Annotated in this window: 21 protein-coding genes and 1 tRNA gene; 8 read left to right on the top strand and 14 right to left on the bottom strand. The window is 65.3% G+C overall.

Annotated features, from left to right (window positions below; all coding sequences use genetic code 11):
* Positions 1-32: 32 nt before the first annotated feature.
* From rpmE to argS, 7 genes are all read right to left on the bottom strand, one after another.
* Entirely contained in the window at positions 33-266 is a 234-nt protein-coding gene (gene rpmE / locus CH268_RS21615) for a 50S ribosomal protein L31 (RefSeq protein ID WP_008715081.1), read from the bottom strand.
* 200 nt (positions 267-466) lie between these two features.
* Positions 467-2,629: a transcription termination factor Rho gene (rho, locus tag CH268_RS21610; protein ID WP_255182469.1), complete on the bottom strand. Its 2,163-nt coding sequence runs from the start codon at positions 2,627-2,629 to the stop codon at positions 467-469.
* A gap of 310 nt (positions 2,630-2,939) precedes the next feature.
* A complete protein-coding gene (gene thrB, locus CH268_RS21605; protein WP_032365577.1) occupies positions 2,940-3,872 on the bottom strand; it encodes a homoserine kinase in 933 nt (310 codons plus the stop codon).
* Between the two features lie 19 nt (positions 3,873-3,891).
* Positions 3,892-4,959: a threonine synthase gene (gene thrC, locus CH268_RS21600; RefSeq protein WP_027497914.1), complete on the bottom strand. Its 1,068-nt coding sequence runs from the start codon at positions 4,957-4,959 to the stop codon at positions 3,892-3,894.
* Entirely contained in the window at positions 4,956-6,257 is a 1,302-nt protein-coding gene (locus tag CH268_RS21595) for a homoserine dehydrogenase (RefSeq protein WP_032368776.1), read from the bottom strand. Before CH268_RS21595 ends, thrC begins: the two co-directional genes overlap by 4 nt.
* Entirely contained in the window at positions 6,254-7,675 is a 1,422-nt protein-coding gene (gene lysA / locus CH268_RS21590; RefSeq protein WP_094665859.1) for a diaminopimelate decarboxylase, read from the bottom strand. Before lysA ends, CH268_RS21595 begins: the two co-directional genes overlap by 4 nt.
* Positions 7,672-9,324 carry an arginine--tRNA ligase gene (gene argS, locus CH268_RS21585; protein ID WP_094665858.1) on the bottom strand — a complete coding sequence of 551 codons (1,653 nt, stop codon included), beginning with the start codon at positions 9,322-9,324 and terminating at the stop codon, positions 7,672-7,674. The genes lysA and argS overlap by 4 nt, the downstream gene beginning before the upstream one ends.
* A 232-nt stretch (positions 9,325-9,556) precedes the next feature.
* Here argS and CH268_RS21580 point away from each other — a divergent pair, with 232 nt between their 5' ends.
* From CH268_RS21580 to CH268_RS21545, 8 genes are all read left to right on the top strand, one after another.
* The gene (locus tag CH268_RS21580; protein WP_094665857.1) at positions 9,557-10,480 is read left to right on the top strand and encodes a DUF3105 domain-containing protein; all 924 of its coding nucleotides are present in this window, start codon (positions 9,557-9,559) and stop codon (positions 10,478-10,480) included.
* The gene (locus CH268_RS21575) at positions 10,480-11,196 is read left to right on the top strand and encodes a DUF305 domain-containing protein (protein ID WP_094665856.1); all 717 of its coding nucleotides are present in this window, start codon (positions 10,480-10,482) and stop codon (positions 11,194-11,196) included. Before CH268_RS21580 ends, CH268_RS21575 begins: the two co-directional genes overlap by 1 nt.
* 69 nt (positions 11,197-11,265) lie before the next feature.
* Positions 11,266-11,338, top strand: a tRNA-Arg gene (locus CH268_RS21570).
* Positions 11,339-11,398: 60 nt separating this feature from the next.
* Positions 11,399-12,325: a hypothetical protein gene (locus CH268_RS21565; protein ID WP_094665855.1), complete on the top strand. Its 927-nt coding sequence runs from the start codon at positions 11,399-11,401 to the stop codon at positions 12,323-12,325.
* 14 nt (positions 12,326-12,339) lie between these two features.
* Positions 12,340-12,927, top strand: a complete 588-nt coding sequence (locus CH268_RS21560; RefSeq protein ID WP_032365574.1) for a class I SAM-dependent DNA methyltransferase — start codon at positions 12,340-12,342, stop codon at positions 12,925-12,927.
* A 106-nt stretch (positions 12,928-13,033) separates the two neighbouring features.
* The gene (locus CH268_RS21555; RefSeq protein ID WP_094665854.1) at positions 13,034-14,377 is read left to right on the top strand and encodes a DUF2254 domain-containing protein; all 1,344 of its coding nucleotides are present in this window, start codon (positions 13,034-13,036) and stop codon (positions 14,375-14,377) included.
* Between the two features lie 35 nt (positions 14,378-14,412).
* Positions 14,413-14,946, top strand: a complete 534-nt coding sequence (locus CH268_RS21550) for a MarR family winged helix-turn-helix transcriptional regulator (RefSeq protein ID WP_032365573.1) — start codon at positions 14,413-14,415, stop codon at positions 14,944-14,946.
* 102 nt (positions 14,947-15,048) lie between these two features.
* Positions 15,049-15,873 (top strand): hypothetical protein, encoded by an 825-nt coding sequence (locus CH268_RS21545; protein WP_027497923.1) that lies wholly within the window; start codon positions 15,049-15,051, stop codon positions 15,871-15,873.
* 114 nt (positions 15,874-15,987) lie between these two features.
* Here the strand turns inward: CH268_RS21545 and CH268_RS21540 are convergent, their stop codons facing one another.
* From CH268_RS21540 to CH268_RS21510, 7 genes are all read right to left on the bottom strand, one after another.
* Positions 15,988-16,764, bottom strand: coding sequence for an enoyl-CoA hydratase (locus CH268_RS21540; protein ID WP_027497924.1), 777 nt, complete (start codon positions 16,762-16,764; stop codon positions 15,988-15,990).
* On the bottom strand, positions 16,761-17,669 hold the full coding sequence (gene mmsB / locus CH268_RS21535) for a 3-hydroxyisobutyrate dehydrogenase (protein ID WP_094665853.1): 909 nt from the start codon (positions 17,667-17,669) through the stop codon (positions 16,761-16,763). Before mmsB ends, CH268_RS21540 begins: the two co-directional genes overlap by 4 nt.
* Positions 17,666-18,724, bottom strand: coding sequence for an enoyl-CoA hydratase/isomerase family protein (locus CH268_RS21530; protein ID WP_094665852.1), 1,059 nt, complete (start codon positions 18,722-18,724; stop codon positions 17,666-17,668). The genes mmsB and CH268_RS21530 overlap by 4 nt, the downstream gene beginning before the upstream one ends.
* Positions 18,721-19,860: an isobutyryl-CoA dehydrogenase gene (locus tag CH268_RS21525; RefSeq protein WP_094665851.1), complete on the bottom strand. Its 1,140-nt coding sequence runs from the start codon at positions 19,858-19,860 to the stop codon at positions 18,721-18,723. The genes CH268_RS21530 and CH268_RS21525 overlap by 4 nt, the downstream gene beginning before the upstream one ends.
* Positions 19,861-19,866: 6 nt before the next feature.
* Positions 19,867-21,375, bottom strand: a complete 1,509-nt coding sequence (locus CH268_RS21520; protein ID WP_032365569.1) for a CoA-acylating methylmalonate-semialdehyde dehydrogenase — start codon at positions 21,373-21,375, stop codon at positions 19,867-19,869.
* 73 nt (positions 21,376-21,448) lie between these two features.
* The gene (locus CH268_RS21515) at positions 21,449-22,201 is read right to left on the bottom strand and encodes an SWIM zinc finger family protein (RefSeq protein ID WP_094665850.1); all 753 of its coding nucleotides are present in this window, start codon (positions 22,199-22,201) and stop codon (positions 21,449-21,451) included.
* Complete coding sequence (locus CH268_RS21510) at positions 22,201-25,047, bottom strand: DEAD/DEAH box helicase (RefSeq protein WP_094665866.1); 2,847 nt, start codon at positions 25,045-25,047, stop codon at positions 22,201-22,203. Before CH268_RS21510 ends, CH268_RS21515 begins: the two co-directional genes overlap by 1 nt.
* Between the last annotated feature and the right edge of the window lie 45 nt (positions 25,048-25,092).

Genomic DNA, 25,092 nt, shown 5'->3' with positions numbered 1-25,092 from the left:
TGTAGTTCACAGGACGGGCGTCGGCGAAACAGCTAGCTGTCTGCGTCGGCCTTCTTGCCGGCGCGCTTGCCGTAGCGAGCCTCGAAGCGAGCGACGCGGCCGCCGGTGTCGAGAATCTTCTGCTTGCCGGTGTAGAAGGGGTGGCACTGCGAGCAGACCTCGACGCTGATGCGCTCTTTGTCGGTGGTGCTTCGGGTCTCGAAAGTATTGCCGCAACCACAGACGACTGTCGTCAGTGTGTAGTCGGGGTGAATTCCTGCCTTCATGGTGTCCTTACCGTTCTTTGTAATGGTCGCCGGGTCGCCTTCGCTGATCGAAGACGTGAACCGGAACCGGACTCGGCCGTTGATTATGCCAGAGCGTGTATCTGCCCTGCTAATCGTCGGTACTTCTGTGCCGACAGATGCTTACAACGCGGGCACCTGCCCTCTTGTTCCCCGGACCCTCGGACCCGGGGAACAAGGGATCAATCGTTGATGCCGCCGGGAGCGGTCTTCGAAACTTCCATCAGGAATTCGAGGTTGTTCTTGCTCTTCTTCAGGCGATCGACCAGCAGGTCGATGGCCTGATGCGAGTCGAGACCGGACAACACGCGACGCAGCTTGTGCACCACGGCCGCCTCGTCCGGAGCGAGAAGAAGCTCGTCGTGACGGGTGCTGGACGGGTTGATGTCCACCGCGGGGAACACCCGACGCTCGGCGATCTTGCGATCGAGCTTGAGCTCGGCGTTACCGGTGCCCTTGAACTCCTCGAAGATCACGGTGTCGCCGGTGGATCCGGTCTCGACCATGGCCGTGGCGATGATCGTCAGCGAACCACCGTGCTCGATGTTTCGTGCCGCGCCGAGGAATCGCTTGGGCGGGTACAGCGCGGTCGAGTCGACACCACCGGAGAGGATGCGGCCCGAAGCAGGCGAGCTGTTGTTGTACGCGCGGCCCAGACGGGTGATCGAGTCGAGCAGGACAACCACGTCCTGGCCGGCCTCGACCAGACGCTTGGCACGCTCGATCGCCAGCTCGGCGACTGCCGTGTGGTCACCCGGCGGACGGTCGAAGGTCGAGGCGATAACCTCGCCCTTGACCGAGCGCTGCATGTCGGTCACTTCCTCGGGACGCTCGTCGACGAGGATGACCATCAGGTAGCACTCGGGGTTGTTGATGGCGATCGCGTTGGCGATGGCCTGCAGAACGCTCGTCTTACCGGCCTTCGGGGGGCTGACGATCAACGCGCGCTGACCCTTACCGATGGGCATCACCAGGTCGATGATGCGCGTGGTCAGGATGTTCTGCTGGGTCTCGAGGCGCAGCCGCTGGTTGGGGTACAGCGGGGTGAGCTTGCCGAACTCCGGACGCTTGCGCGCGGCCTCGACCTCTCCCCCGTTGACGGTATCCAGACGCACCAGCGGGTTGAACTTCTGACGCTGACCCGACTGCTCACCCTCACGTGCCACCCGAACGGCACCGGTGACGGCGTCGCCGCGGCGAAGGCCGTTCTTGCGCACCAGGTTCATCGACACGTAGACGTCGTTCGGTCCGGCCAGGTAACCCGAGGTCCGAACGAACGCGTAGTTGTCGAGAACGTCGAGAATGCCGGCTACCGGCTGGAGAACATCGTCCTCGCGGATCTCGGTGTCGCGCTCGCGACCGCCGCCGCCCTCGTTGCCCTCGCCGCGGTCGCGTCCACGACGACGCTCACGGAACCGTCGACCCCTGCGACCGCGGCCTTCGCCGTCGTCGTCCTGGTTGTTGTCACGGTTGTCGCGCGGGCCGTTGTTGCGGTCCTCGTTGCGATTGTCGTTTCGGTTGTCGTTGCGGCCGTCGCCTTGATTGCGATTGCGTCCGCCACGATCGTTCTGATTGCGGTTGCCGTTCTCACGGTTGGAGTCGCGGTTCGAGTTGTCCCGGTCGCCCTGGTTGCGGCCCGCATTGTCGCGATTGCCGCCGTCCCGGTCCCCCTGGTTGCGATCGCCCTGGTTGCGATCGTTCTGGTTCCGGTCGTTCTGGTTGCGGTTGCCGTTGTCGGTGTCACGCGGTTCGCGCTCGGCACCGTCCTGGCGGTTCCGCTCGCCGCGGCTACGACGTGGGCGCTCCGCTGCGGCGTTCTCGCCGGAATCGTCCTGCTTGTCGGTGGTCTCCGCTGCAGCGGTCGACTCCGCGGTAGCGGGGGCCGATGCGGACGTGTCGCCGCTGCCGTCCAGTGGCAACTGGTCGGGCGCACCTGCGCGGCGACCCGCGGCGCGGCGGCCCCGGGTGCGACGTCCGGCCTCGGGTGCTGCGTCCGACGTGTCGGCAGCCGTCGCAGGCTCGGGAGCAGTGTCGATTGCGGGTCGTTCGTCGGCAACCGGTGCCGACGCAGCAGCGCGTCGAGCCTTGGGAGCGTCGGCCTTCGGAGCCTCGCTCTTCGGTGCGTCGCTCTTCGGTGCATCGGACTTCGGCGCAGCGGACTTGGCCGGCGCGGTGCCCGATTGGCGCTCGGTGATGGCCGCGATCAGATCGCCCTTGCGCATGCCGGAGATGCTCTTGATGCCGAGTTCGCCAGCGAGGCTGCGTAGCTCGGTGAGAACCATTCCGGACAGGCCGGCGCGACGGCGTGACGTTTCGGGCGCAGAGATGAGTTCCGTATCGGTCACGGAGGTCCTTTCCTTCCCTCGCTCGCTCGATGCGCAGCCGAGGGTTCGTTCCGCAGCTCGGCTTTCTGCCGAACTCGGATATTGCCGTTCATGTTCGACGCACTCCGCCGACGACACCATTGGTCCGAGACCGCAGCGAACTACGGGAAGGACCGAGCCAGGAGCGTCACATCACTCGGACGTTCTGAACTCCCCCGAATACAGTGACCTGATTGCCCTGACGAAACCGGCGTCTGAAGCGCACGATGTACGGACAGGGTTCACCATAGCGTCGTTGTCCTCGCTCGGCAAGAACCCTATTCGGTGTCGGTCATGCGACCGTGACTCCGTCGGCTACCTCGAGGTCGAGAACTCGCCATCCCTCGGCCAGCGCAGCGTCGCGCAGATCGGCCGGGAATTCTTCGGTGCACAGGGCCATGACGGTAGGGCCTGCTCCCGACACCACTGCGGCGATCGAGCGGGCGCGCAACGTCGCGATCCACCGGGTGGTGTCGGGCAGCGCCTGTGCCCGCTGGCCCTGATGCAGTAGATCCTCGGTGGCAGCCATCAGCAGATCCGGACGCTCGGTCAATGCGACGACGGCGAGCGCACTGCGACTGACGTTGAAGGCGGCGTCGCGGTGCGGCACCAACTCCGGCAGCAATCCCCGTGTGTGCGAGGTCGAGGAGCGCTCGGACGGCACGAGCACGACGACCTTGATGCTGGGATGGACGTCCAGGCGCACGGCGGCGTACTTGCGTGCCGTCACACTGGCATTGGGCGGTTCGCTCCACGACACGACGGCACCGCCGAGGCAACTCGCCGACGCGTTGTCGGGGTGCCCCTCGAACTCGGACGACAATTGCACCAACTGACTGTCCGACAACGACAGCGCGGGGTCCACCTTCGACGCGAGTGCATTGGCCGCGGCGAGCCCGCCGACCACGGCCGAGGCCGAGGATCCGAGACCTCTCGAATGCGGAATGACGTTGCGGCAGTGGACATTCAATCCATCTGCCCATACTCCGGCCGCTTCCAGACCCCGTTCGATGGCCCGCACGACGAGGTGCGTCGGTCCCCACGGAACGTCCGCCGACCCCTCACCGTCGACGTGGATCGACAGGCCCGACGCCGTGGTCGTGACCTCGATCTCGTCGTACAGGCCCAAAGCCATTCCGAGACTGTCGAATCCGGGGCCGATGTTGGCACTGGAGGCCGGCACACGCGCGGTCACCGTGAGCCCGATGGGAAGCGTCTTCGTCATTGCCGGAGATTCCGTCAACTCAGGCCAGCTCGAGCGCAGCCGCAACAGCGACGGGATCGACCGAAATCGGTTCCACGACAGGCATTCCCGACAGTGCGGTGTCGGGATCCTTGAGACCGTTGCCGGTCACCGTGCAGACAACGGTCAGGCCCGGCTCCAGCCAGCCTTCCTTTCGAGCCGCCAACAGTCCGGCGACGCTGGCCGCGGAGGCCGGTTCGACGAACACGCCCTCGGTCTTCGCGATCAACCGGTACGCCTCGAGGATCTCCTCGTCGGTCGCGGCCCGGAATGCTCCGTTCGATTCTTCCTTGGCATTGACGGCACCGTTCCAGGATGCGGGTGAGCCGATCCGGATTGCGGTCGCGATCGTTTCCGGGTCCTTCACGGGCGCACCGTGAACCAGAGGAGCGGCACCCGCGGCCTGCACGCCGAGCATCCGCGGCTTGCGGGTGGTGAGGCCGTCGCGGAAGTACTCGGAGTACCCGCGCCAGTACGCGGTGATGTTGCCCGCGTTGCCGACCGGCAGAGCATGGATGTCGGGTGCATCGCCGAGGGCGTCGCAGATCTCGAACGCCGCGGTCTTCTGCCCCTCGATACGCACGGGGTTGACGGAGTTGACCAGACCGATCGTCGGGAACTCGGCCGTGGTCTTGCGCGCCAGTTCGAGGCAGTCGTCGAAGTTGCCCTGGACCTGAATGATTTTCGCGCCGTGCATGACTGCCTGAGCCAGCTTGCCCATCGCGATCTTGCCCTGCGGAACCAGTACGGCACAGGACATGCCGGCCTTGGCCGCGTAGGCCGCAGCGGACGCCGAGGTGTTGCCGGTGGACGCGCACAGCACTGCTTCTTGCCCACGGGCGAGCGCGTCGGTGACGGCCATGGTCATGCCGCGGTCCTTGAACGAGCCGGTGGGGTTGAGTCCCTCGACCTTCAGGTGCACTGTGCAGCCGGTCAATTCGGACAGGTGCCCGGCGGGCAGCAGCGGGGTGCCGCCCTCGCGCAGGGTGACGGTCTTCCAGTCGGGACCGATCGCCAGACGCGACCGGTACGCCTCGATCAGACCGGGCCAGGGGGTGTGGACGCTCATACTGTGGTGCCTTCCAATCTGAGAACGCTGGCGACGTGGACGACCACGTCCAACTGCTCGAGGGATGCAACGGTGTCGGACAGTGCGGAATCGGCCGCGAGGTGCGTGACCACGACGAGCCTGGCCCCGTCACCCGCGCCGTGCTGGCGCACGGTGGAAATGCTGACGTCGCGCTTGGAGAATTCGGCGGCCACGGTAGCGAGAACGCCGGGCTTGTCGGCCACCTGCATGCTGACGTAGTACCGGGTGAGAATGTCACCCATCGGGGCCACCTTGAGCTTGGCGTACTTGGACTCGAGTGGGCCGCGGCCACCGTAGAACTTGTTGCGCGCGGCCATCACCAGGTCGCCGAGCACGGCGGACGCCGTCGGCGCGCCGCCCGCACCCTGGCCGTAGAACATCAACCGGCCTGCAGCCTCGGCCTCGACGACGACGGCGTTGAATGCGCCGTTCACCGATGCCAACGGGTGATCGAGCGGAACGAGTGCCGGGTAGACCCGGGCCGAGATGCGCTCCTTGCCCTTGGGCGTGGTGATGCGCTCGCAGATCGCCAGCAACTTGATGGTGCAGTCCAGAGACTTCGCGGTCTCGAGGTCGTCTGCAGTGATCTTGCTGATGCCCTCGCGGTAGACGTCGCCGGCCGTGACCCGAGTGTGGAACGCGATCGAGGCGAGGATGGCCGCCTTGGACGCGGCGTCGTAGCCCTCGACATCGGCGGTCGGATCGGCCTCGGCGTACCCCAGTCGCCCTGCCTCGGCGAGGGTTTCGGCGTAGTCCGCACCGGTCTCGTCCATGGCCGACAGGATGAAGTTGGTGGTGCCGTTGACGATGCCCGCGACCTTGTTGACGCGGTCGCCTGCCAACGACTGCATCAACGGCCGCACCACCGGAATGGCTCCGGCGACAGCTGCCTCGAAATACAGATCGGCGCGCGACTTCTCGGCCGCGTCGGCCAACTCTCCGGTGTATTCGGCGAGCAGGGCCTTGTTCGCAGTGATGACGGACTTGCCGTTCTCGAGCGCCGACAACACCAGCTTGCGTGGGATGTCGATACCGCCGAGCACCTCGACGACGATGTCGACGTCGTCGCGACCGACCAATTCGGCCGGGTCGTCGGTGAGCAGTTCGGCCGGTACTCCGCGATCTCCGTCGATCCGACGTACCGCGATTCCCCGAATCTCCAGTGGCGCACCGATTCTGGCCTCGAAGTCCGCTGCATTCTCGGTGAGGATCCGGACGACCTCGCTACCGACGTTTCCGAGTCCGAGTACGGCGACGCCTATCGGCTTCGATGTCATGGCTGAACCTCCAAGCTGAGCAGATCTTCGATGGTTTCCCGCCGCAGGATCAGGCGCGCACGCCCGTCCTTGACCGCGACCACAGCGGGCCGCGTCAGCAGGTTGTAGCGGCTGGACATGGAGTAGCAGTAAGCACCGGTGGCTGCGACGGCGAGCAGATCACCGGGCCCGACGTCGGCCGGCATCCACGTGTTCTTGATGACGATATCGCCGCTCTCACAGTGCTTTCCGACCACGCGAGCCATCACGGCGTCGGCGTCGCTGGTACGCGAGACCAAGCGGCAGTCGTACTCGGCCTGATACAGCGACGTACGAATGTTGTCGCTCATCCCGCCGTCGACACTGATGTACCGCCTGCGGGTGGCGTTGTCGACGGTGACGTCCTTGACGGTGCCCACCTCGTAGAGCGTCACGGTGCCCGGACCGGCGATGGCTCGACCCGGCTCGACGGCGATGGTCGGAACCGGCAATCCGGCCGCGGCCGACTCCGTCTCGACGATGCCCGCCAGCTTGGCCGCCAATTGGTCGACGGGCGGCGGATCGTCACTCGGTACGTACGAAATACCCATGCCGCCACCGAGATCGAGCGTCGAGATCTGTGAGGTCTTGTCCACGCCGAACTCGGCAACGATGTCGCGCAGCAGCCCGATGACCTTGTGCGCAGCCAGCTCGAAACCGTCGACCTCGAAGATCTGCGAGCCGATGTGACTGTGCAGCCCCACGAGACGAAGGTTGTCTGCGGCGAACACCCGACGGACGGCTTCGATCGCCGAGCCGTCGGCGAGCGAGAAGCCGAACTTCTGATCCTCGTGAGCGGTCGCGATGAACTCGTGCGTGTGTGCCTCGACGCCGACGGTGATACGAATCAGCACGTCCTGCACCACACCGGCCGAACCGGCCACGGCGTCGAGACGGTCGATCTCGATATTGGAGTCGAGAACGACGTGCTCGACTCCGGCACTCACTCCGGCCTCGAGCTCGGCCACGGATTTGTTGTTGCCGTGCATCGCAATTCGATCCGCCGGGAATCCGGCAGCGAGGGCGATGGCCAGCTCACCGCCCGAGCAGATGTCGAGCGAGAGACCCTCGTCGGCCACCCAACGAGCGATCTCGCCACACAGAAATGCCTTGGAGGCGTAGTGAACTCGTTCGGGTGCCCCGAACGCAGCGGCCATCTCGCGGCAGCGTGCGCGGAAGTCGTCCTCGTCCACGACGAACAGTGGGGTGCCGTACTGCGCCGCGAGGTCGGTGACCGACACCCCAGCGAGCCGAACCGTGCCGTCGTCGCCGCGTGCCGCGTTGCGTGGCCACACCTGTTCGGGAAGCGTCGTCATGTCCGACGCGGCGCTCGGACGCTCGGACATCGACTGCTTGGCTGGGGCATCGGCGTGCTTGGGCCCTGCCGGATGTGCGCTCACATGCGCTCCGGTGCGCTGACACCGAGCAGTTCGAGGCCGTTGGCCAGAACCTGCCGGGTTGCGTTGCCCAATGCCAGTCGTGCGGTGTTCACAGGTCCGGGCTCCTCGTCTCCTTGGGGAAGTACTCGACACGCGCCGTAGAACCGGTGGTAGGCCCCCGCCAGTTCTTCGAGGTAGCGGGCGATCCGGTGTGGTTCGCGTAGTTCGGCGGCACTGGCCACCACCCGCGGGTACTCGCCGATCGTCCTGATCAACTCGCCCTCCTGCTCGTGCGTCAGCAGGCTCAGATCGGGATCGTCGCCCGAGATCCCCATTTCGGCGGCATTACGCGCGAGCGATGCCAACCGGGCGTGGGCGTACTGGACGTAGTACACCGGGTTCTCGTTGCTGGCGCTGGCCCACAGGGCGAGGTCGATGTCGATGCTCGAGTCGACGGACGACCGGATCATGACGTAGCGCGACGCGTCGACGCCGATGGCTTCGACCAGATCGTCGAGCGTGATGACGGTGCCTGCCCGCTTGCTCATCTTCACCGCGACGCCGTCGCGAACGAGGTTGACCATCTGCCCGATCAGAACCTCGACGGTCTCGGGGTCGTCGCCGAATGCAGCGGCGGCGGCCTTAAGTCGACCGATGTAACCGTGGTGGTCTGCTCCGAGCATGTAGATGCACAGGTCGAATCCGCGCTGACGCTTGTTCTGGAAGTACGCGATGTCGCCTGCAATGTAGGCAGCATTACCGTCGCTCTTGATGACGACGCGATCCTTGTCGTCGCCGTACTCGGTGGACCGAAGCCACCATGCACCGTCTTCCTCGTACAGGCTCCCCGAGCTCTTGAGGTAGTCGACCGATTTTTCGACGGCACCGGACTCGAAGAGTGAGTTCTCGTGGAAGTAGACGTCGAAATCGACACCGAATTCGTGCAGGTTCGCCTTGATGCGGTCGAACATCAGCTGGGTACCGATCGACCGGAAGGTCTCGTCCTGCGCCTCGGGTGCCAGCGCCAGCGCTTCGGGCTCCTTCGCCAGCACCTGCTGTGCGATCTCGGCGATGTATTCGCCCGCATAGCCGTTCTCCGGTGCCGGCTCTCCCTTGGCCGCGGCGATGAGCGACCGGCTGAAGCGATCGATCTGAGCGCCGTGATCGTTGAAGTAGTACTCGCGAGTGACCTCGGCTCCGTGCGCGGTCAGGATGCGTCCGAGGGCATCGCCGACGGCAGCCCATCGGGTTCCACCGAGGTGCACCGGTCCGGTGGGGTTGGCCGAGACGAACTCGAGGTTGACCTTCTTGCCTGCCATCGAGGATCCGTTGCCGAACTCGGCACCGGCGGCCAGCACGCGGGCAACGATCTCGCCCTGCGCTGCTGCAGCCAGCCTGATGTTCAGAAAGCCGGGGCCTGCGACGTCGGCACTGGCGATCGCGGCGTCGGCCGCGAGCGCCTCGGCGAGCCAGCCGGCGAAATCACGGGGATTGGCTCCGGCCTTCTTCGCCACCTGCAGCGCCACGTTGGTGGCGTAGTCACCGTGCTCGGGATTGCGGGGACGCTCGACCGTGAGCTTCGCAGGGAGAACGGATGCGTCCAGGCCGCGGTCGGCAAGCACCTTGGCGGCGGTCGCGTGAAGCAATTCGGCAAGATCGGCGGGAGTCACAGGTAGCCATCCTATTGGCTGGTGTGCGGCATACTCGCATCCACTGCCCGTCCGAGCGCGGGGCCACCTGGCCGATGCGGTCCACACGGGCTCTGAGCACGCTCTCAGACAGAGAACGTACAGTAGGGGCGCTCTGCGCGGACGACCGTCGAGTATGGCCGTCACCAGCAGATACGTACCACCAGCGCTACCGACCACCCACTTTTCCTCGACTGAGAGAGCAACCACAGCGATGCCAACGGGTCCCGACAACGGCAGTCAGAACAAGTCGGCTGCGAAGGCAGACAAAGCCATCAGTGCAGCCAACAAGAAGTCAGCTCGCAAGAAGCAGGGCGGTGTCCCCGCCGCCAAGGGCAGACAGATTCCCTGGCTGACGGTTGCCGGTGTCGTTGTGGTCGTCGGACTGGTCGTGGGCCTCGGGGTCAACCTCTACCCCAAGTACCAGGACCGCGCCGAGGCGCAGAAATTCGCGCCCAGCGAGAGCAATCAGGATCCGTCGACGGGAATCGACGGCGTCACCATCAAGGAATACCCGGCAGCCCTGCACGTCGGGCGCGCGCAACGCGTCGCCTACGACCAGACGCCGCCGTTCGGTGGACCGCACGATGCGGTGTGGGCCACTTGCACCGGCATCGTCTACCCCGAGGCCATCCGCACCGAGAACGCTGTGCACTCCCTCGAACACGGAGCGGTCTGGGTGACGTACAACCCCGACGACCTCAACGAAGACCAGATTCAGTCCCTCGCCGACCGCGTCGACGGGGAAACGCAGATGATGATGTCGCCGTACCCGGGCCTCGACACTCCCGTCTCGCTGCAGTCCTGGGGTCACCAGCTCAAGCTCGACAGCGTCGACGACGAGCGCATCGGTCAATTCATCTCGGCTCTGCGCCTCAATCGATTCGCCTACCCGGAGGTCGGTGCCAGCTGCGCATCCGTGCCCGGAGTCGGTGACAACGCGTTCGATCCCGACAACCCGCCGCTGTTCGACGCTTCGGCCCCGGGTGCGGACGCCGTTCCGATGGACGGCGCAGGCATCACTCCCGACGCCAGCGAGACCAGCGGCGCAGGCGGAATGCCGAGCGGCCTGCCCGGCGGAGCACAGTTGCCCGGCGGAGCACAGCTGCCCAGCGATCTCCAGGTGCCCGCGAGCTGATGACCGAATCGACAGTCGACTCGGTCAACGGCGTCCCCGAGACCAAGCGGAGCCAGCGCACTGCGCTGGTCGCTTTGGCCGTGATCGCCGTACTGGCGATCGGATTCGCGCTGGGCTTCCTGGCGCAGAATCCGTTCCGCAACGGTGACAACTCCCCCGCAGCAGATTCTGTCGACGTCGGATTTGCCCAGGACATGACGGTGCACCACAACCAGGCCATCGAAATGGCCGCGGTCGCGTTGACCAACGCGCCCGATCAGGCCGTCAAGAGCCTGGCGTTCGACATGCTCACCTCGCAACAGAATCAGGTGGGCCAGATGCAGGGCTGGCTCGCGTTGTGGGACCGCGCGCCGATATCGACCGACGGCTACATGACCTGGATGACGGCCGACGACTCTCACGGCCATTCGATGGGCGGCATGTCGATGGAACCGGGATCCTCCGATCCCACCAGGGCCATGCCCGGCATGGCCAGCTCCACGGAGCTCGCCGCACTACGCCAAGCCACCGGAACCGACGTCGACGTCATGTTCTTGCAGCTGATGCTGCGTCACCACGAGGGCGGCCTGGCGATGATGGAATACGCCCAGACACACGCGCAGTCTCCTGCGGTGATCAACCTGGCGAAGTCCATGGTGGCAACGCAGACGAATGAGTCGACGCTGATGAAGCAGATGCTCGCGGCGAAGGGTGCGCAGCCGCTGCCCGAGGGGTGATTTCGACTCGCGTCGCACATGCGCTAGTCTTTCGTACAGCCCAACAGGCACGCCGGCTGAAGCCGGTGCGCCCCCGTAGCTCAGGGGATAGAGCGTTCGCCTCCGGAGCGAAAGGCCGCAGGTTCGAATCCTGCCGGGGGCACACATCTTTCACGCATGTCACTTCTCCGAGGTGACTGCTCGAACGAGACGGACTGTTCACATGTCCGAGGATCTCCCCGATATCGACACCGTCATCGACGACCTGTATTCACTGGCACCCGCCGACTTCGTGTCGCACCGATCGGCGTATGTGACCCGGTTCAAGAAGGCCGGAGACAAGTCCGGTGCCACTCGTATCGGCGGACTCCGTAAACCCACTGTCGTGGCCTGGTTGGTGAACACACTCGCTCGTCAGGACGAATCCGCGGTCGCCGAGTTGTTCGACCTCGGTGCCGAACTCGAACGGGCTCAGCAACGCGGCGACGGTCATCGACTGCGTGAGTTGTCCACCGCTCGAAGCGCTTCGATACGCGCGCTCACCGATCGAGCCGTGGCATTGGGTCGCGAACGTGGCGTGACCGTCGGCGACAACGCGGCGCGCGAGGTTTCCAACACCCTCAATGCCGCAATGGCCGATCCGGAGATCCGCGACCGGGTTCGTGCGGGCCGAACGGTGGTGGCCGAGACATACAGCGGCTTCGGCCCCGCGCTTCTCTCGCTCGTTCCGGATCCTCCTGAGACCGAGACCGAGACCGAGACCGAGGACGACGGCGAACCGGACATTGCCGATGACGCGCCCGAGTCCGCAGCGGAATCCGATGCCGAGAACGAAGCCGAGCGGCTGCGCCAGGCCGAACACGATCGCCTGGTTGCCGAACTCGACTCTGCCGAAACCGCATTCGATGCCGCACGTGATGCGGCCGACGCTGCCGACCAGGGCACGGAGCGCGCTGCGTCCGAACGACGCAGCGCGACAGCAGAAGTCGAGAGACTCGAAGCCGAGCTGGAGGCCGCGAGAGCCACAGCGAAGGCAGCGCGGGCCGCGGAGAGAAAAAGCGTCGAACAGGCAGAGTCGACGGCGGAGGCGCTCGAGGCGGCCCGGGCACGCGTGGCCGAAGCCCGGTCGGCCCTCGACGAACCGAGCTGACCTACCCTGGCGGTATGACCACGCGCTGGCAAGCCGAAAACTCCGCCGACGACTCCGCCCGGTACATCGAGCGATTCGATCGTCTGGCCGAACGCGGCGTGGATCTGCACGGTGAGGCCCGCATGGTCGACGCGGTGGTCTCCCCCGCGTCGGACATTCTCGACGCCGGCTGCGGTACGGGCAGACTCGGTGCCGAACTGGCGCGACGTGGCCACCACGTCACCGCTGTGGATCTCGATCCGATTCTGGTCGAGAAGGCGCGTAGTCACCCCGAACTCGACGTGCATCTCGCGGATCTGACCACGCTCGAGTTGAATCGCACGTTCGACGCGGTCGTCGCGGCCGGCAACGTGTTGGTCTTTCTGGAGCCCGGCACCGAACGTGCTGCGCTCGAACGCATCTGGGCACATCTGAACGACGGCGGAGTGTTCGTCACCGGCTTCGCCACCGACCGGGCATACACAGCCGACGAACTCCACGAGGATCTCACTGCCGTCGGATTTTTCGTCGAACATCGGTTCTCCACCTGGGACCTGCGGCCCTGGCGCGCCGACGCGGACTGGGCCGTCACCGTGGCACGAAAGCCTGCTCTGCTCGCTTGAGACGAAACGAGACCGGCCTGTGTCGGCAGGCCTCGGTCGAACGAAGCGAGCGCCGCGATTCCAAGTGCGGGTGTCGATTCGTTCCCGGGCGGGAAGACTGTCGCTCATGAAGGAACACATAGCGCGGTTGCGGGAGTCGTTCTGGTTCATTCCCGCCGTCCTCGGAGTTCTCGCACTCCTACTGGCGCAGGCGCTCGTCAGCCTCGATCGCTACCTACTCGACACCCGCGTGGACCTGACGGGTTCGTTGCTCTATCACGTCGGGGCGAGTGGCAGCCGGGACATCCTCGGGGCGATCGGTGGCTCGATGCTGGGGGTGGCTGCCACGTCGTTCTCTATCACCATCTCCGTCCTCGCCACGGCCAGTTCCTCGTACGGCCCCCGCCTGGTGCGAAACTTCATGGCGGACCGCGGGAATCAGGTGGTTCTGGGTATCTTCGGGGCGACGTTCCTGTACTCGCTGATGGTGCTGCGGTCGATTCGTTCGATCGAGTCCGATGGTTCGGTGTTCGTCCCGGACATCGCCGTCAATGTCGCCGTGGCGCTCGCGGTGGTCGATGTAGGCGTACTCGTCTACTTCATCCATCACATCGCGCAGTCGATTCAAGTGGCCACCCTGTCCGCGAGAGTCCGCGACGAGTTGTCGGAATCCGTCGACTCCCTCTACCCGACGGATCTTCCCGACGACGCCGCTTCGATCGACGGCATCTCGAAACCACCTGTCTACGTGACAGTCCTGGCCGAGACATCCGGGGTGATCATCGACATCGACGAGGACGCACTGCTGGGCATCGCGACCGACAACGGCACGCTGATCGAGATTCATCGGGTCCCGGGCGAGCACATCGTCTCCGGCGAGCCGCTCGTCGACATTCTCGCCGATCGCTCGGCCGACATCTCCGACGCATCGATCGACCGAGTCCGCTCTTCTTTCGACATCGGTACCAGTAGGACGCCGCGCCACGACATCGCGTTCGCCGTCGAGCAGATGACGGAAATGGCGGTCCGGGCGCTGTCCACCGGGGTCAACGATCCCTACACGGCACGTAACGCCATCGACGATCTCTCCGTCGGACTCGTTGCCCTGGTCCAACGGCCGGCACCGTCACGCGGACGGCGCGGAACCGACGGAGAGGTGCGACTGATCGTGCGGCGGGTGGCCGTCTCGATCCTGATCGACCATGCGCTCGATGCGGTGCGCATCTACGGGACCGGCAGTCCCATGGTGGTCCAGGCCGGAATTCGTCTCGCCGAGAGGGTCGGCCGCGCGGCGCGCTCCACCGACGATGTCGACGCCGTGCTGGCGCAATTGAGCCTGTTGGACGCCGCCCTGACCGTCGACGAGACCGACAGCGCGCGCACAGTCGATGCCCGCGAGCAGATTTCGCGGACTCGAGCAGCGATCACCGATCGGGTACCACTCGCGGTACTTCGCACCGTCATTCGGTAGACGCTCGAACCGGGCACCGTGGGAGGATGGTGTGTATGCCAGCACCGTCGCCGCTTCCCCTCGACCCCATTGCAGAGGCCCACCGTCAGTGGACCAAGCACGGGTGGTCCGATGCCGCCGACGGTATGGCCGCGGTCACCTCGCTGATGCGCGCGCAGCAGATCATGCTGGCCCGGGTCGAGGAAGCGCTCAAGCCGACGGGACTGACCTTTTCGCGCTACGAGTTGCTGACGTTGTTGACGTTCACCAAGAACGGCGCGTTACCTATGGCGAAGGCCAGTGCCCGACTGCAAGTGCACCCCACCAGTGTGACCAACGCGGTGGACCGCCTCGAATCGGTCGGCTACGTGCGCCGCATTCCCCATCCCAGCGATCGACGGACAACCCTGGTCGAAATCACCGAGCAGGGGCGCACGTTGGCGGTCGAAGCCACCGAGCGCCTGAACACTCTGGTGTTCGCCAAGCCCGGGCTCGCGCGCGACAAGCTCATGGCACTGGTGCGCATCCTCGCGGAACTGCGTTCGGATGCAGGCGATTTCGACAGTGATGACATCACCACATCGTTCTGAGTTCGATGGTGACTCGTCACAAGACAATGGCACAGCCGTACCGTTCGTGGTCCAATTGCACCGGGAACAGGTCGGAGTCGGTCTGCTGAAGGGCGGGGCGGGGTGCTGGTGTTGGGGGTCGGAGCGGGTGCGCACGGTGCACGCGCAATTCTGACGTATCTGGACAGCCCCCACCGCACACCCATCGTGTCGCGGACGGTGCGCCGCGCCCCCGGGCAGTCGCTGGCCACCACGATCGCCACCGGCGTCGACGCCATCCATTCCATCGCCGCGACGATGTCGCTCCCGGTCCAGTTCTCTGCCATTGCCTACCGGGTGGCCACCGATCCCGGCACGGTCGCCACCCGAGGTACCGCTCGCACGGCCTCACTCGTTCCGGAAACTGCTGCGCAAGTGAGGTTTCTACGATTCATCGGGCTGGTCCCCAATCACGGCGTCACCGTGCTGTGCGACATCGGTAGTACCGGGACCACGGTCACCGTCATCGATCTCGCGTCCACTCGCACCCTCATGACGCGGCGCACTGCCACGTTCTGCGGCGACGATCTCGATCACTCGGTGCGCCGGCTGCTCTCGTCCAACGGCGTTCGCGTCGGAATCGACGCCAGCCGGTCCATCAAGGAGCAACTGAGTGTCGATTCCGTCGTCAGCACCACGGACCCAGCCGGCACTGCACGGCATGTGCTGACACGGCGCGACTTCGACGATCTGATCGCGGGACCCGTCCGTTACGCGGGCATGCTGGTGGAGCAGACCATCGAACTGTCCGGTGCCAGACCGCAGTCCATCGTCGTGGTCGGCGGCGGCGCGAACATCACCTCGATAGCGCGGTCACTCGAACTGCGGACCGGCCTGACGACCCTGGTGCCGACGATGCCCGAGCTGGTCTCGGCCCGCGGGGCCGCCCTCCTGTCCCCCGACAGGTAGGACGGCCCCGCGAGTGGAGCCCGCGGAACGACCCGAAAGCACGAGTGGAGCCCGCGGAACGACCCGAAAGCACGCGAGTGGAACCCGCGGAACGACCCGAAAGAGCGGCCAGCACTACCGGTGCTGGAAGTTGGGCGTGCGCTTCTCGATGAAAGCCGACATGCCTTCCTTCTGATCCTCTGTGGCGAACGTCGAATGAAACACGCGGCGCTCGAACAGAACTCCCTCACGAAGGCTCGACTCGAACGATCGGTTCACTGCTTCCTTCGCCATCATGGCAACCGGTAGCGACATCTCGGCGATCGTGGTCGCGGTTGCGATGGCGTCGTCGAGGAGATCCGCGACCGGCACGATGCGCGAGACCAATCCAGCTCGCTCGGCTTCCTCGACCTTCATGTTCCGGCCGGTCAGGCACATCTCCATGGCCTTGGCCTTGCCCACCGCACGCGTCAGGCGCTGCGAGCCACCGATTCCCGGAATGACGCCGAGCTTGATCTCGGGTTGTCCGAATACCGCGGTGTCCGAGGCGATCAGAACATCGCACAGCATCGCGAGTTCGCAGCCGCCACCGAGTGCATAACCGGAGACCGCGGCGATGAGGGGCGTCCGCGCCGCGGCCAGTCGATCCCACGCCGCGAAGAAGTCGTCGAGGTACACGTCCATGTAGGACTTGGGCTGCATTTCCTTGATGTCGGCCCCGGCCGCGAAGGCCCGTTCGGATCCGGTGATCAGAATGGCACCGATCTCGGAATCTGCATCGAGTTCCTCGACCACCGACACGACCTCACGCATCAACTGAGAGTTCAGCGCGTTCAATGCTTTCGGACGGTTCAGCGTGATGATGCCGACGCGTCCCCGGCGTTCGAGCAGGATGGTTTCGTAGTCGGTCACTGAGCAGCTCCGTTCGAGCGTTCGCGGATGTCGTTGATGATGCCGGAGAAGTCCACGTCGGTTCCGCCGCCGGACGTTTCCTTGAACCGAGCGTAGAGCTCGGCTGCCCGAAGTCCGAGTACTCCCTCGACCCCGTTGTCGCGCAGTGCATTCGCAGCCAGACCCAGATCCTTGTCCATGAGGGCCGCCGCGAATCCGGGCTTGTACTCGTTGTTCGCCGGGCTCGTCGGAACCGGACCGGGCACCGGGCAATTGGTCGTCAACGCCCAGCATTGGCCGGACGCAGTCGATGCCACGTCGAAGAGCGCCTGATTGCTCAAGCCGAGCTTCTCGCCCAACACGAAGGCCTCGCTGATGGCGATCATCGATACGCCGAGAATCATGTTGTTGCAGATCTTGGCGGCCTGACCGTTGCCCGCCGGCCCGCAGTGCACGACCTTGCGGCCCATGACGTCGAGAACGGCAGCGGCGGAGGCGAAATCGTCCTCCGAACCACCGACCATGAACGTGAGCGTGCCTGCGGCCGCTCCCCCGACACCGCCCGAGACCGGAGCGTCGAGGCTACGGTGTCCGGCCTCGTGCACCACCCGGTGCGCGGCATGCGCGTCGGCGACGTCGATGGTCGACGAATCGATGAACAACGTCCCCGGTGCCGCGGCCGGAAGCAGGTCCCCGTACAGCCCGAGTACCAGTTTTCCGTTCGGCAACATCGTGATCACGATGTCGGCTCCGGCGACGGCCGCAACCGCGGACTCCACCACAGTGACGCCGTCCTTCGTGGCCTGCTCCAGCGCCGCGGGAACAAGATCGAAGCCCTGCACCGTGTACCCGGCCGCAGCCAGGTTGGCGGCCATCGGTCCACCCATGTGCCCGAGGCCGATGAATCCGATCGTCTTCTCGCTCATGACTGCTCACCTTCTGTAAGTGCTTTCGACAGACCGAGTTCGGCGTCGCCCAGGGGCGCGAAGTATCGGTCGACATCCTCGGCAGTGACATCCGCCGACGTGGCCGGCTGCCACTGGGGGTTGCGGTCCTTGTCGACGACCTGCGCCCGAATTCCCTCGACCAGATCGTGACTGCTCAGCGACGCGACCGACACGCGGTACTCCTCGTCGAGCACGGCCTCGAGGGAGGGCAGGGTCGCCGCCCGTCGCAGCGACCGCAGCGTCACCGCAAGAGACACCGGCGATTTGGACGCGATGTCCTGTGCGGCCTGCTGCGCCTCCGGCACCGGCGATGCAGCCAGAGCGTCGACGATGCCCTGAATGTCGTCACCTGCGTAGCACTCGTCGATCCATTCTTGCTGAGTCGCGACGGTGGATTCCGGAGCCGACTCGCTGAACGTGTCGACGGCCTCCCCGACGCTGACCGTCTCGAGGGCGGTGTAGAACTCCTCGAGCTTGTCCGACGGAATGTAGTGATCGGCGAATCCGACCGCGATGGCGTCGGCCGCATTCATCCGCGCCGTGGTGAGCGCGAAGTGGGTACCGGTTTCGCCGGGCGCACGCGAAAGAAGGTAGGTGCCACCGACATCGGGAATGAATCCGATGCCGACCTCGGGCATCGCGATCTTCGAACGTTCGGTCACGATGCGGGTGTTCGCGTGGGCCGAGAGCCCGACGCCACCGCCCATGACGATGCCGTCCATGATCGCGACGAAGGGCTTGGGGAAGCGGGCGATCGCGGCGTTGAGCACGTACTCGTCGCGCCAGAAGTCCTTGCTCCCGCTGCCGCCGTCCTTGGCGTCATGGTAGATCGAGACTATGTCGCCGCCCGCGCACAATCCTCGCTCGCCGGCTCCGGTCAACAGGACGACGTCGACGCTGTCGTCGGTTGCCCACTGCGCCAACGCCGGAGCTATCTGCTGCACCATCGCATGCGAGAGTGCGTTGATCGCTTTGGGGCGGTTCAGAGTGATGCGACCGATCCCGCCCGAAACCTCCAGTAGGACATCGCTCATGCTGCACCCACGATGGAGCGAGCTACGACCACGCGCATGATCTCGTTGGTACCTTCCAGAATCTGGTGGACCCGAAGGTCGCGAACGATTTTCTCGACACCGTACTCGGCGAGATAACCGTATCCGCCGAGCAATTGCAGCGCCCCGTTGGCGACCTCGAAGCCGGTATCGGTACCGAAACGTTTGGCCATCGCACACATCTCGACCTTGTCGGCTGCATTGTTCTGCAACCCGTCCGCTGCTCGCCACAGCAGAGTTCGGGCAGCTTCGAGCTCGGTCTTGAAATCCGCCAGTCGAAACTGCAGGGCCTGCGAGTCGAGCAACCTGGCGCCGAATGCGTTGCGGTCGGCGAGGTAGGACACGGCCTTGTCGAGAGCGGACTGGGCGCCGCCGATCGAGCACGCGGCGATGTTGATGCGTCCGCCGTTGAGCCCGTTCATCGCGATCCGAAATCCGTCGCCCTCGCCGCCGAGCAAGTAGGCAGCAGGAACGCGGGCACCTTCGAAGATCACCTGGCGGGTGGGTTGAGCGTTCCACCCCATCTTCTTCTCGTTCGCTCCGAACGACAGTCCCGCCGTGTCCTTCGGCACAATGAACGCCGAGATGCCGCGGGGACCCGGCGCTCCGGTGCGGGCCATGACGACGTACACCTCGGAAGTGCCTGCGCCGGAGATGAACTGCTTGACGCCGTCCAGCACGTACTCGTCACCGTCGCGGACGGCCTTGGTACCGAGCTTTGCCGCATCGGATCCAGCGCCGGGTTCGGTGAGGCAGTAGCTACCGAGCTGGTCCATCGAGCACAGCCCCGGAAGCCAGCGCTGCCGTTGCTCGTCGTCGCCGTACGTGTCGATCATCCAGGCGACCATGTTGTGGATCGAGATGTAGGCCGCGATGGACGGGTCACCGGTGGCGAGTTGCTCGAAAATGCGCACCGCGTCGACGCGGGTCAGGCCCGATCCGCCCACGTCTTCGCGAGTGTAGATGCCGCCCATCCCGAGAGCAGCAGCCTTGCGCAGCACGTCCACCGGAAAGTGCTTCTGCTGATCCCATTCGACGGCGTTCGGTGCGAGGAACTCGTCCGCGAAATCACGAGCAGTGTCGTTGATGGCACGCTCGTCCTCGTTCAACGTGAACATCGTCGATCAGTCCATGTTCGGAATGACGAAGTGATTCTGCGCAGCTGCTTCCTTGGTGCCCGACGGCCAACGCTGAGTGACGGTCTTGGTCTTGGTGTAGAAGCGGATGGAATCCGGTCCGTGCTGGTTGAGATCGCCGAATCCCGAACGCTTCCAACCACCGAACGTGTGGTACGCGATCGGCACCGGAATCGGCACGTTGACTCCCACCATGCCCACCTGGACGCGGGAGCAGAAATCGCGAGCGGTGTCGCCGTCGCGGGTGAAGATCGAGACGCCGTTGCCGTACTCGTGCTCGGACGGCAGACGCAGTGCGTCCTCGTAGTCCTTCGCGCGCACGACGATCAGGACCGGACCGAAGATCTCTTCCTTGTAGATGCGCATGTCGGTGGTCACCTTGTCGAACAGCGTTGCGCCGGCGAAGAATCCGCCCTCGTGGCCCTCGAGACTGAATCCGCGTCCATCGACGACCAACTCGGCACCCTCGTCCACACCGATCTGGGTGTAATCGTTGACGCGCTTCAACGCATCGCTACCGACGAGCGGGCCGAAGTCCGCGTTCTCGTCGTCGCTGCGGCCGATCTTCAGTTTCGCCACCCGCTCGGTCAGTTTGGCGACCAACGCGTCGGCGGTCTCCTCACCGACGGGAACCGCGACGGAAATCGCCATGCATCGCTCGCCGGCCGAACCGTATGCGGCTCCGAGCAGAGCGTCGGCGACCTCGTCGAGATCGGCATCGGGCATCACCAATGCGTGGTTCTTCGCTCCACCGAAGCACTGTGCGCGCTTGCCGTGCTGCGCCGCCGTCTCGTAGATGTACTGCGCGATGGGCGTCGATCCGACGAAGCCGATCGCCTTGACGCGATCGTCGGTGAGCAGCACGTCGACGGCGTCCTTGCCGCCGTTGACGACGTTGAAGACGCCCGGCGGCAGACCTGCCTCGAGGAACAGCTCGGCGAGCTTGAGGGGCACGGACGGATCTCGCTCGGACGGCTTGAGAATGAAGGCGTTACCGCAGGCGATGGCCGGGCCGGCCTTCCACAGCGGAATCATGGCCGGGAAGTTGAACGGGGTGATGCCGGCAACGACACCGAGCGGCTGACGCATCGAATAGACGTCGATACCGCCGCCCGCACCCTCGGTGTACTCACCCTTGAGCAGGTGCGGAACACCGACGGCGAACTCGACGACCTCGACGCCACGCTGGATGTCGCCCTTGGCGTCGGCGATGGTCTTGCCGTGCTCCGACGAGAGCAGCCGAGCGAGTTCTTCGGTGTCGCGGGTGACGAGCGCGAGGAACTTCATCAGCACCCGAGCGCGCCGCTGCGGGTTCCACTTCGCCCACTCACGCTGCGCCTGCTCGGCGTCGGCGATGGCAGCCTCGACCTCGGATACGTCGGCCAGGGGCACCCGGGCCTGCACCTCACCGGTATTGGGATCGAACACATCCCCGAACTGTCCGGAGGTGCCGGCGACATGCTTGCCGCCGATGAAGTGCGTGAGTTCGCGAGCCATGGGTGTCCGTCCTCGAGCGTGGAATTAAGTACGCTCATCCTATAGTCGGATGTCCATGTAAGTCCAGGAGCGGTCACATCCGGTCGTAGAACGCGCGCAGATCAGCGCAGGCCCGGCTGACGTCCGCCTCCGTCGAACCGTCGGAGCGAAAGATTTTGCGCAGGATCAGCGGATCGAGATCGTCCGTCGCCGGAGCGAACGACACTTTCGGAAGTTCGGGGAACGCCGCACGATCGCCAAACCAGTCGTCAGGGTCGAACTCCTCATCGCTGTCGCCGACCCCCTCGATCAACTGATCCAGATCGACACCGCGCAGTGTCAGGATCGTCCCCGCGGACGCGTCGATGTGCTCGGCGGCGATGTACATCAGCGCTGCCGCGTGTTTGCACGGCCACCCGTCGTCGGGGCACGAACAGTCGAAATCCAATTGGCCCTTGTCGTGGGGAAGCAGCACCGACGCCAGCGCCTGAGGAATCGCGTTGGACGCGAGTTCCGCCAGCATGCCGGGGTTGGATCGCACTCGGCCGACGAGCGCGGCCACCTCGCCTTCGGTGAGCGGCTCGACGCTGATCGACGCCGAGAACGGCTCGAGCTGACTGCCCTGCACCTCGCCGTAGATCTGCCCGCGTTCGACGCCGAGAGTGAGCACCTGACCCTGGCGGGCATAGGTTCGGCCCCGTGCGATCCGGCCCGGGTCGGCGAGATCTTCCATCGCGGCGACGAAGTGCCTGCCCCACCACGTCTGTCCGAAGGCACCCCGCTTGTTACGAGACTCGATGCCGCCCTTGGCTTGTCGACGCTTACCGTACTGCGAGAAGTCGGCCATCACTCCCCCACCGCATCTTCGCTGAGACGAAACAGTTCCTGCAGTTCCGCAGTGTCCATCTCGGTCACCCAGCTCTCACCGGTGCCCACCGCCAGATCCGCCAGATCCTGCTTCGACACCAGCATCGAATCGATGCGTTCCTCCACGGTGCCCACACACAGCAGCTTGCGCACCATCACATTCTTGCGCTGGCCGATACGGAAGGCGCGGTCGGTCGCCTGGTTCTCCACCGCCGGATTCCACCAACGATCGAGGTGCACAACATGATTGGCGGCAGTGAGGTTGAGTCCGGTACCACCGGCCTTGAGCGAGAGCATCATGATCGGCGGACCGTCGTCGCTCTGGAACTTCTCGACCATCTCATCGCGCTTGCCCTTGCTCACGCCGCCGTGCAGGAACGGCACCTGAACTCCGAAACGCTCGGCGAAATACGGTGCCACGAGCTCACCGAACTCTCGAAACTGCGTGAACAACAATGCCTTCTCGTTGTCACCGAGAACGGAATCGAGCATGTCCTCCACCAATCCGATCTTTCCGGAACGGTGCTGACCTCGCTTGAGTACCGCCGAACCGTCGGACAGGAAATGCGCGGGATGGTTGCACACCTGTTTGAGGCGGGTGAGGGCCGAGAGCACCGCACCTTTGCGCTTCATGCCCTTCGCGTCGGCGATCTGCGCCATCATCTCGTCGACGACCGCCTTGTACAACGCCGCCTGCTCGGCAGTGAGGTTGGCGCGCACGGTCATTTCGTTCTTCTCCGGCAGATCCGAGATGACCGTGGGATCGGTTTTGACGCGACGCAGAATGAACGGAGACGTGATGGCACGCAGCCGCGAGACCGCGTTCTCGTCGTTCTCCCGCTCGATCGGCACCGAGAACCGCTTCCTGAAGTCCGACGGCCGCCCCAGCATGCCGGGGTTCGCGAAATCCAGAATGGACCTCAGCTCGTCCAGCCGGTTCTCCACCGGCGTCCCGGTGAGCGCCAGTTTGTGATCGGCCGGAATGGCCAGTGCCGCCTTCGCCTGCACTGTGCCTGCATTCTTGATGTGCTGCGCCTCGTCGAGAACCACACGGCGCCACGTCTGTGCGGCCAACTGCGCGCGGTCCTTGGCCATCAATGCGTACGTGGTGACGATCAGGTCGTGCTCCGCGATCGCTCGATCGAGCTCCTCGTCGCGTAACCGCGTCGGACCGTGGTGCACCAGAACACGCAGTGCAGGAGTGAATTTCGCGGCCTCACGTTGCCAGTTACCGACCACCGACATCGGGGCCACCAACAGCGTCGGAGTCGCACTGTTCTCGTGAGCGAGCAGCGTGAGCACCTGCAGTGTCTTGCCCAGGCCCATGTCGTCGGCGAGCACGGCACCGAGACCGAGCCGGCTCATGAACGCGAGCCAGTCGAGACCGCGTTGCTGGTAGGGCCGCAGAGTCGCTCGGACACCGTCGGGCACCGGGATGGTTTCCGGAACCGCCCCGGGTTCGAGCAACGTTGCCGCCCAGCCGGTGGCGCGGATGTCCTGGACCGGAGCCGGAGGCGGATCGGCCAACGTCATCTCACGCATCAACGTGCTGAGCGCAGTCCCGTCACCGTGATGCTCGGCGACGTACTTCGCGGCCCGCGCCAGCTGTCCCCCGTCGGCGAGCACCCATTGCCCGCGCAGCCGGACGAGGTCGCCCTTCGAGACGGCAAGCCGGTTCATCTCCGCTTCGGTGAGCACCATGTCGCCCAGCTGCAGTTGCCAGTCGTACGACACCAGCTCGTCCATACCGACGGCACGATCGGCCGCAGCTTTGGTCACCGCGGGTGACTCGACCCGCAATCGCATCGACGGATCCAACCTGGTCCAGGCCCTCGGCAGCAGGACCGTCGTGCCGGTGGCCTGCAATGCAGTGGCACCGTGTTCGACGAGATCGATGACCACCGACGTCGGCAACAACAGGTCGAGGGTGCCCTCCTGGGTGGGCAGATCACGCAGCCTCGGGTAGGCAGCGACGGCCTCGCCGAGTTTGCGCACTGCCGTCGACAGCAAGGTCGCGTCGACCTTGCGGCTCATCGGGACCGGACGCGGCGCCTCCCCGTCCGCGCGCAGGCACACCTGAAGTGTCCAGAACGACTCGACGGCATCGTCCGGGGCACCGTCGGCATCACCGGTCTCGTCGTCCCGGTCGTCGTCCGGTTCGAGCAGGCGCAGCACCAACGCCGGTTCGTCGACGGTGAGGCTGGCGCGCCAATTGTCGAACAGCGTCGAAATCTTCTGCGTCCCATCGAGATACGGATCGTCACGCACGAGGGCCGACAGCAACGGATGTTCGGAGTCGGGCTTGCCGAGCACCGATCTGACGATCGGGTCGGTGAGCTCCTCGACCATGTCGTCCAGAAGCTTCTTCGGCCGTTCGTTCGCCCGCTGCACCGACGGCATCGCAACAGCGAGCTCGCTGAGCCAGGCGCGTTGACGCTCGCCGCCGACCAGCCGCCAGCGCGGCCACCACTGGCCGTCCATCAACTTCAGTGCCGGCACCACTCGTCCGGCCCGGACCCACCGTTCGATGCCCTGGGCGACGTGGCCCAGGAACCGAAGGTCGCCGGAGATCAGCGGGTGGGCCGACGGGGTGCGGAGCAACAGGTCGGCCGCATCGTGCGGAGCCAGCGCGATCGCCGGAAGTTCGACCGGATCCCGAGGGGTGGCGCGTCGAGTGGAGTCGGGAATCGTCACGCGGGCGCGATGCCGGAACGTGCGGGTGAGCACGTGCGAGTGTGTCGCCGGTAGGTCGGGTTCGTCTCCGGTGCTGATCTCGTCGTCCCAGAGCAGCAATCCGGCACCGGGAGACCAGAGACCGTGCAGCATCGGTCCATCCAACCAGCACGCACCGACATACCCGGCGCCGATGTG

Origin of the sequence: Rhodococcus sp. 06-1460-1B, assembly GCF_002258475.1 — a bacterium.
Classification (GTDB): domain Bacteria; phylum Actinomycetota; class Actinomycetes; order Mycobacteriales; family Mycobacteriaceae; genus Rhodococcoides; species Rhodococcoides fascians.
The sequence above is the reverse complement of the archived record's forward strand: the minus strand, read 5'-3'. Positions and strand labels throughout refer to the sequence as shown.

What these genes read in the sequence shown, in the direction of transcription:
- CH268_RS21520 (WP_032365569.1), bottom strand. Translation starts at nt 21,375, where the DNA reads ATGGCTCGCGAACTCACGCACTTCATCGGCGGCAAGCATGTCGCCGGC.
- CH268_RS21530 (WP_094665852.1), bottom strand. Translation starts at nt 18,724, where the DNA reads ATGAGCGATGTCCTACTGGAGGTTTCGGGCGGGATCGGTCGCATCACT.
- CH268_RS21575 (WP_094665856.1), top strand. Translation starts at nt 10,480, where the DNA reads ATGACCGAATCGACAGTCGACTCGGTCAACGGCGTCCCCGAGACCAAG.
- CH268_RS21595 (WP_032368776.1), bottom strand. Translation starts at nt 6,257, where the DNA reads ATGACATCGAAGCCGATAGGCGTCGCCGTACTCGGACTCGGAAACGTC.
- CH268_RS21510 (WP_094665866.1), bottom strand. Translation starts at nt 25,047, where the DNA reads ATGCTGCACGGTCTCTGGTCTCCCGGTGCCGGATTGCTGCTCTGGGAC.
- CH268_RS21565 (WP_094665855.1), top strand. Translation starts at nt 11,399, where the DNA reads ATGTCCGAGGATCTCCCCGATATCGACACCGTCATCGACGACCTGTAT.
- CH268_RS21515 (WP_094665850.1), bottom strand. Translation starts at nt 22,201, where the DNA reads ATGGCCGACTTCTCGCAGTACGGTAAGCGTCGACAAGCCAAGGGCGGC.
- rpmE (WP_008715081.1), bottom strand. Translation starts at nt 266, where the DNA reads ATGAAGGCAGGAATTCACCCCGACTACACACTGACGACAGTCGTCTGT.
- thrB (WP_032365577.1), bottom strand. Translation starts at nt 3,872, where the DNA reads ATGACGAAGACGCTTCCCATCGGGCTCACGGTGACCGCGCGTGTGCCG.
- CH268_RS21580 (WP_094665857.1), top strand. Translation starts at nt 9,557, where the DNA reads ATGCCAACGGGTCCCGACAACGGCAGTCAGAACAAGTCGGCTGCGAAG.
- CH268_RS21560 (WP_032365574.1), top strand. Translation starts at nt 12,340, where the DNA reads ATGACCACGCGCTGGCAAGCCGAAAACTCCGCCGACGACTCCGCCCGG.
- mmsB (WP_094665853.1), bottom strand. Translation starts at nt 17,669, where the DNA reads ATGAGCGAGAAGACGATCGGATTCATCGGCCTCGGGCACATGGGTGGA.
- CH268_RS21525 (WP_094665851.1), bottom strand. Translation starts at nt 19,860, where the DNA reads ATGTTCACGTTGAACGAGGACGAGCGTGCCATCAACGACACTGCTCGT.
- CH268_RS21550 (WP_032365573.1), top strand. Translation starts at nt 14,413, where the DNA reads ATGCCAGCACCGTCGCCGCTTCCCCTCGACCCCATTGCAGAGGCCCAC.
- CH268_RS21555 (WP_094665854.1), top strand. Translation starts at nt 13,034, where the DNA reads ATGAAGGAACACATAGCGCGGTTGCGGGAGTCGTTCTGGTTCATTCCC.
- thrC (WP_027497914.1), bottom strand. Translation starts at nt 4,959, where the DNA reads ATGAGCGTCCACACCCCCTGGCCCGGTCTGATCGAGGCGTACCGGTCG.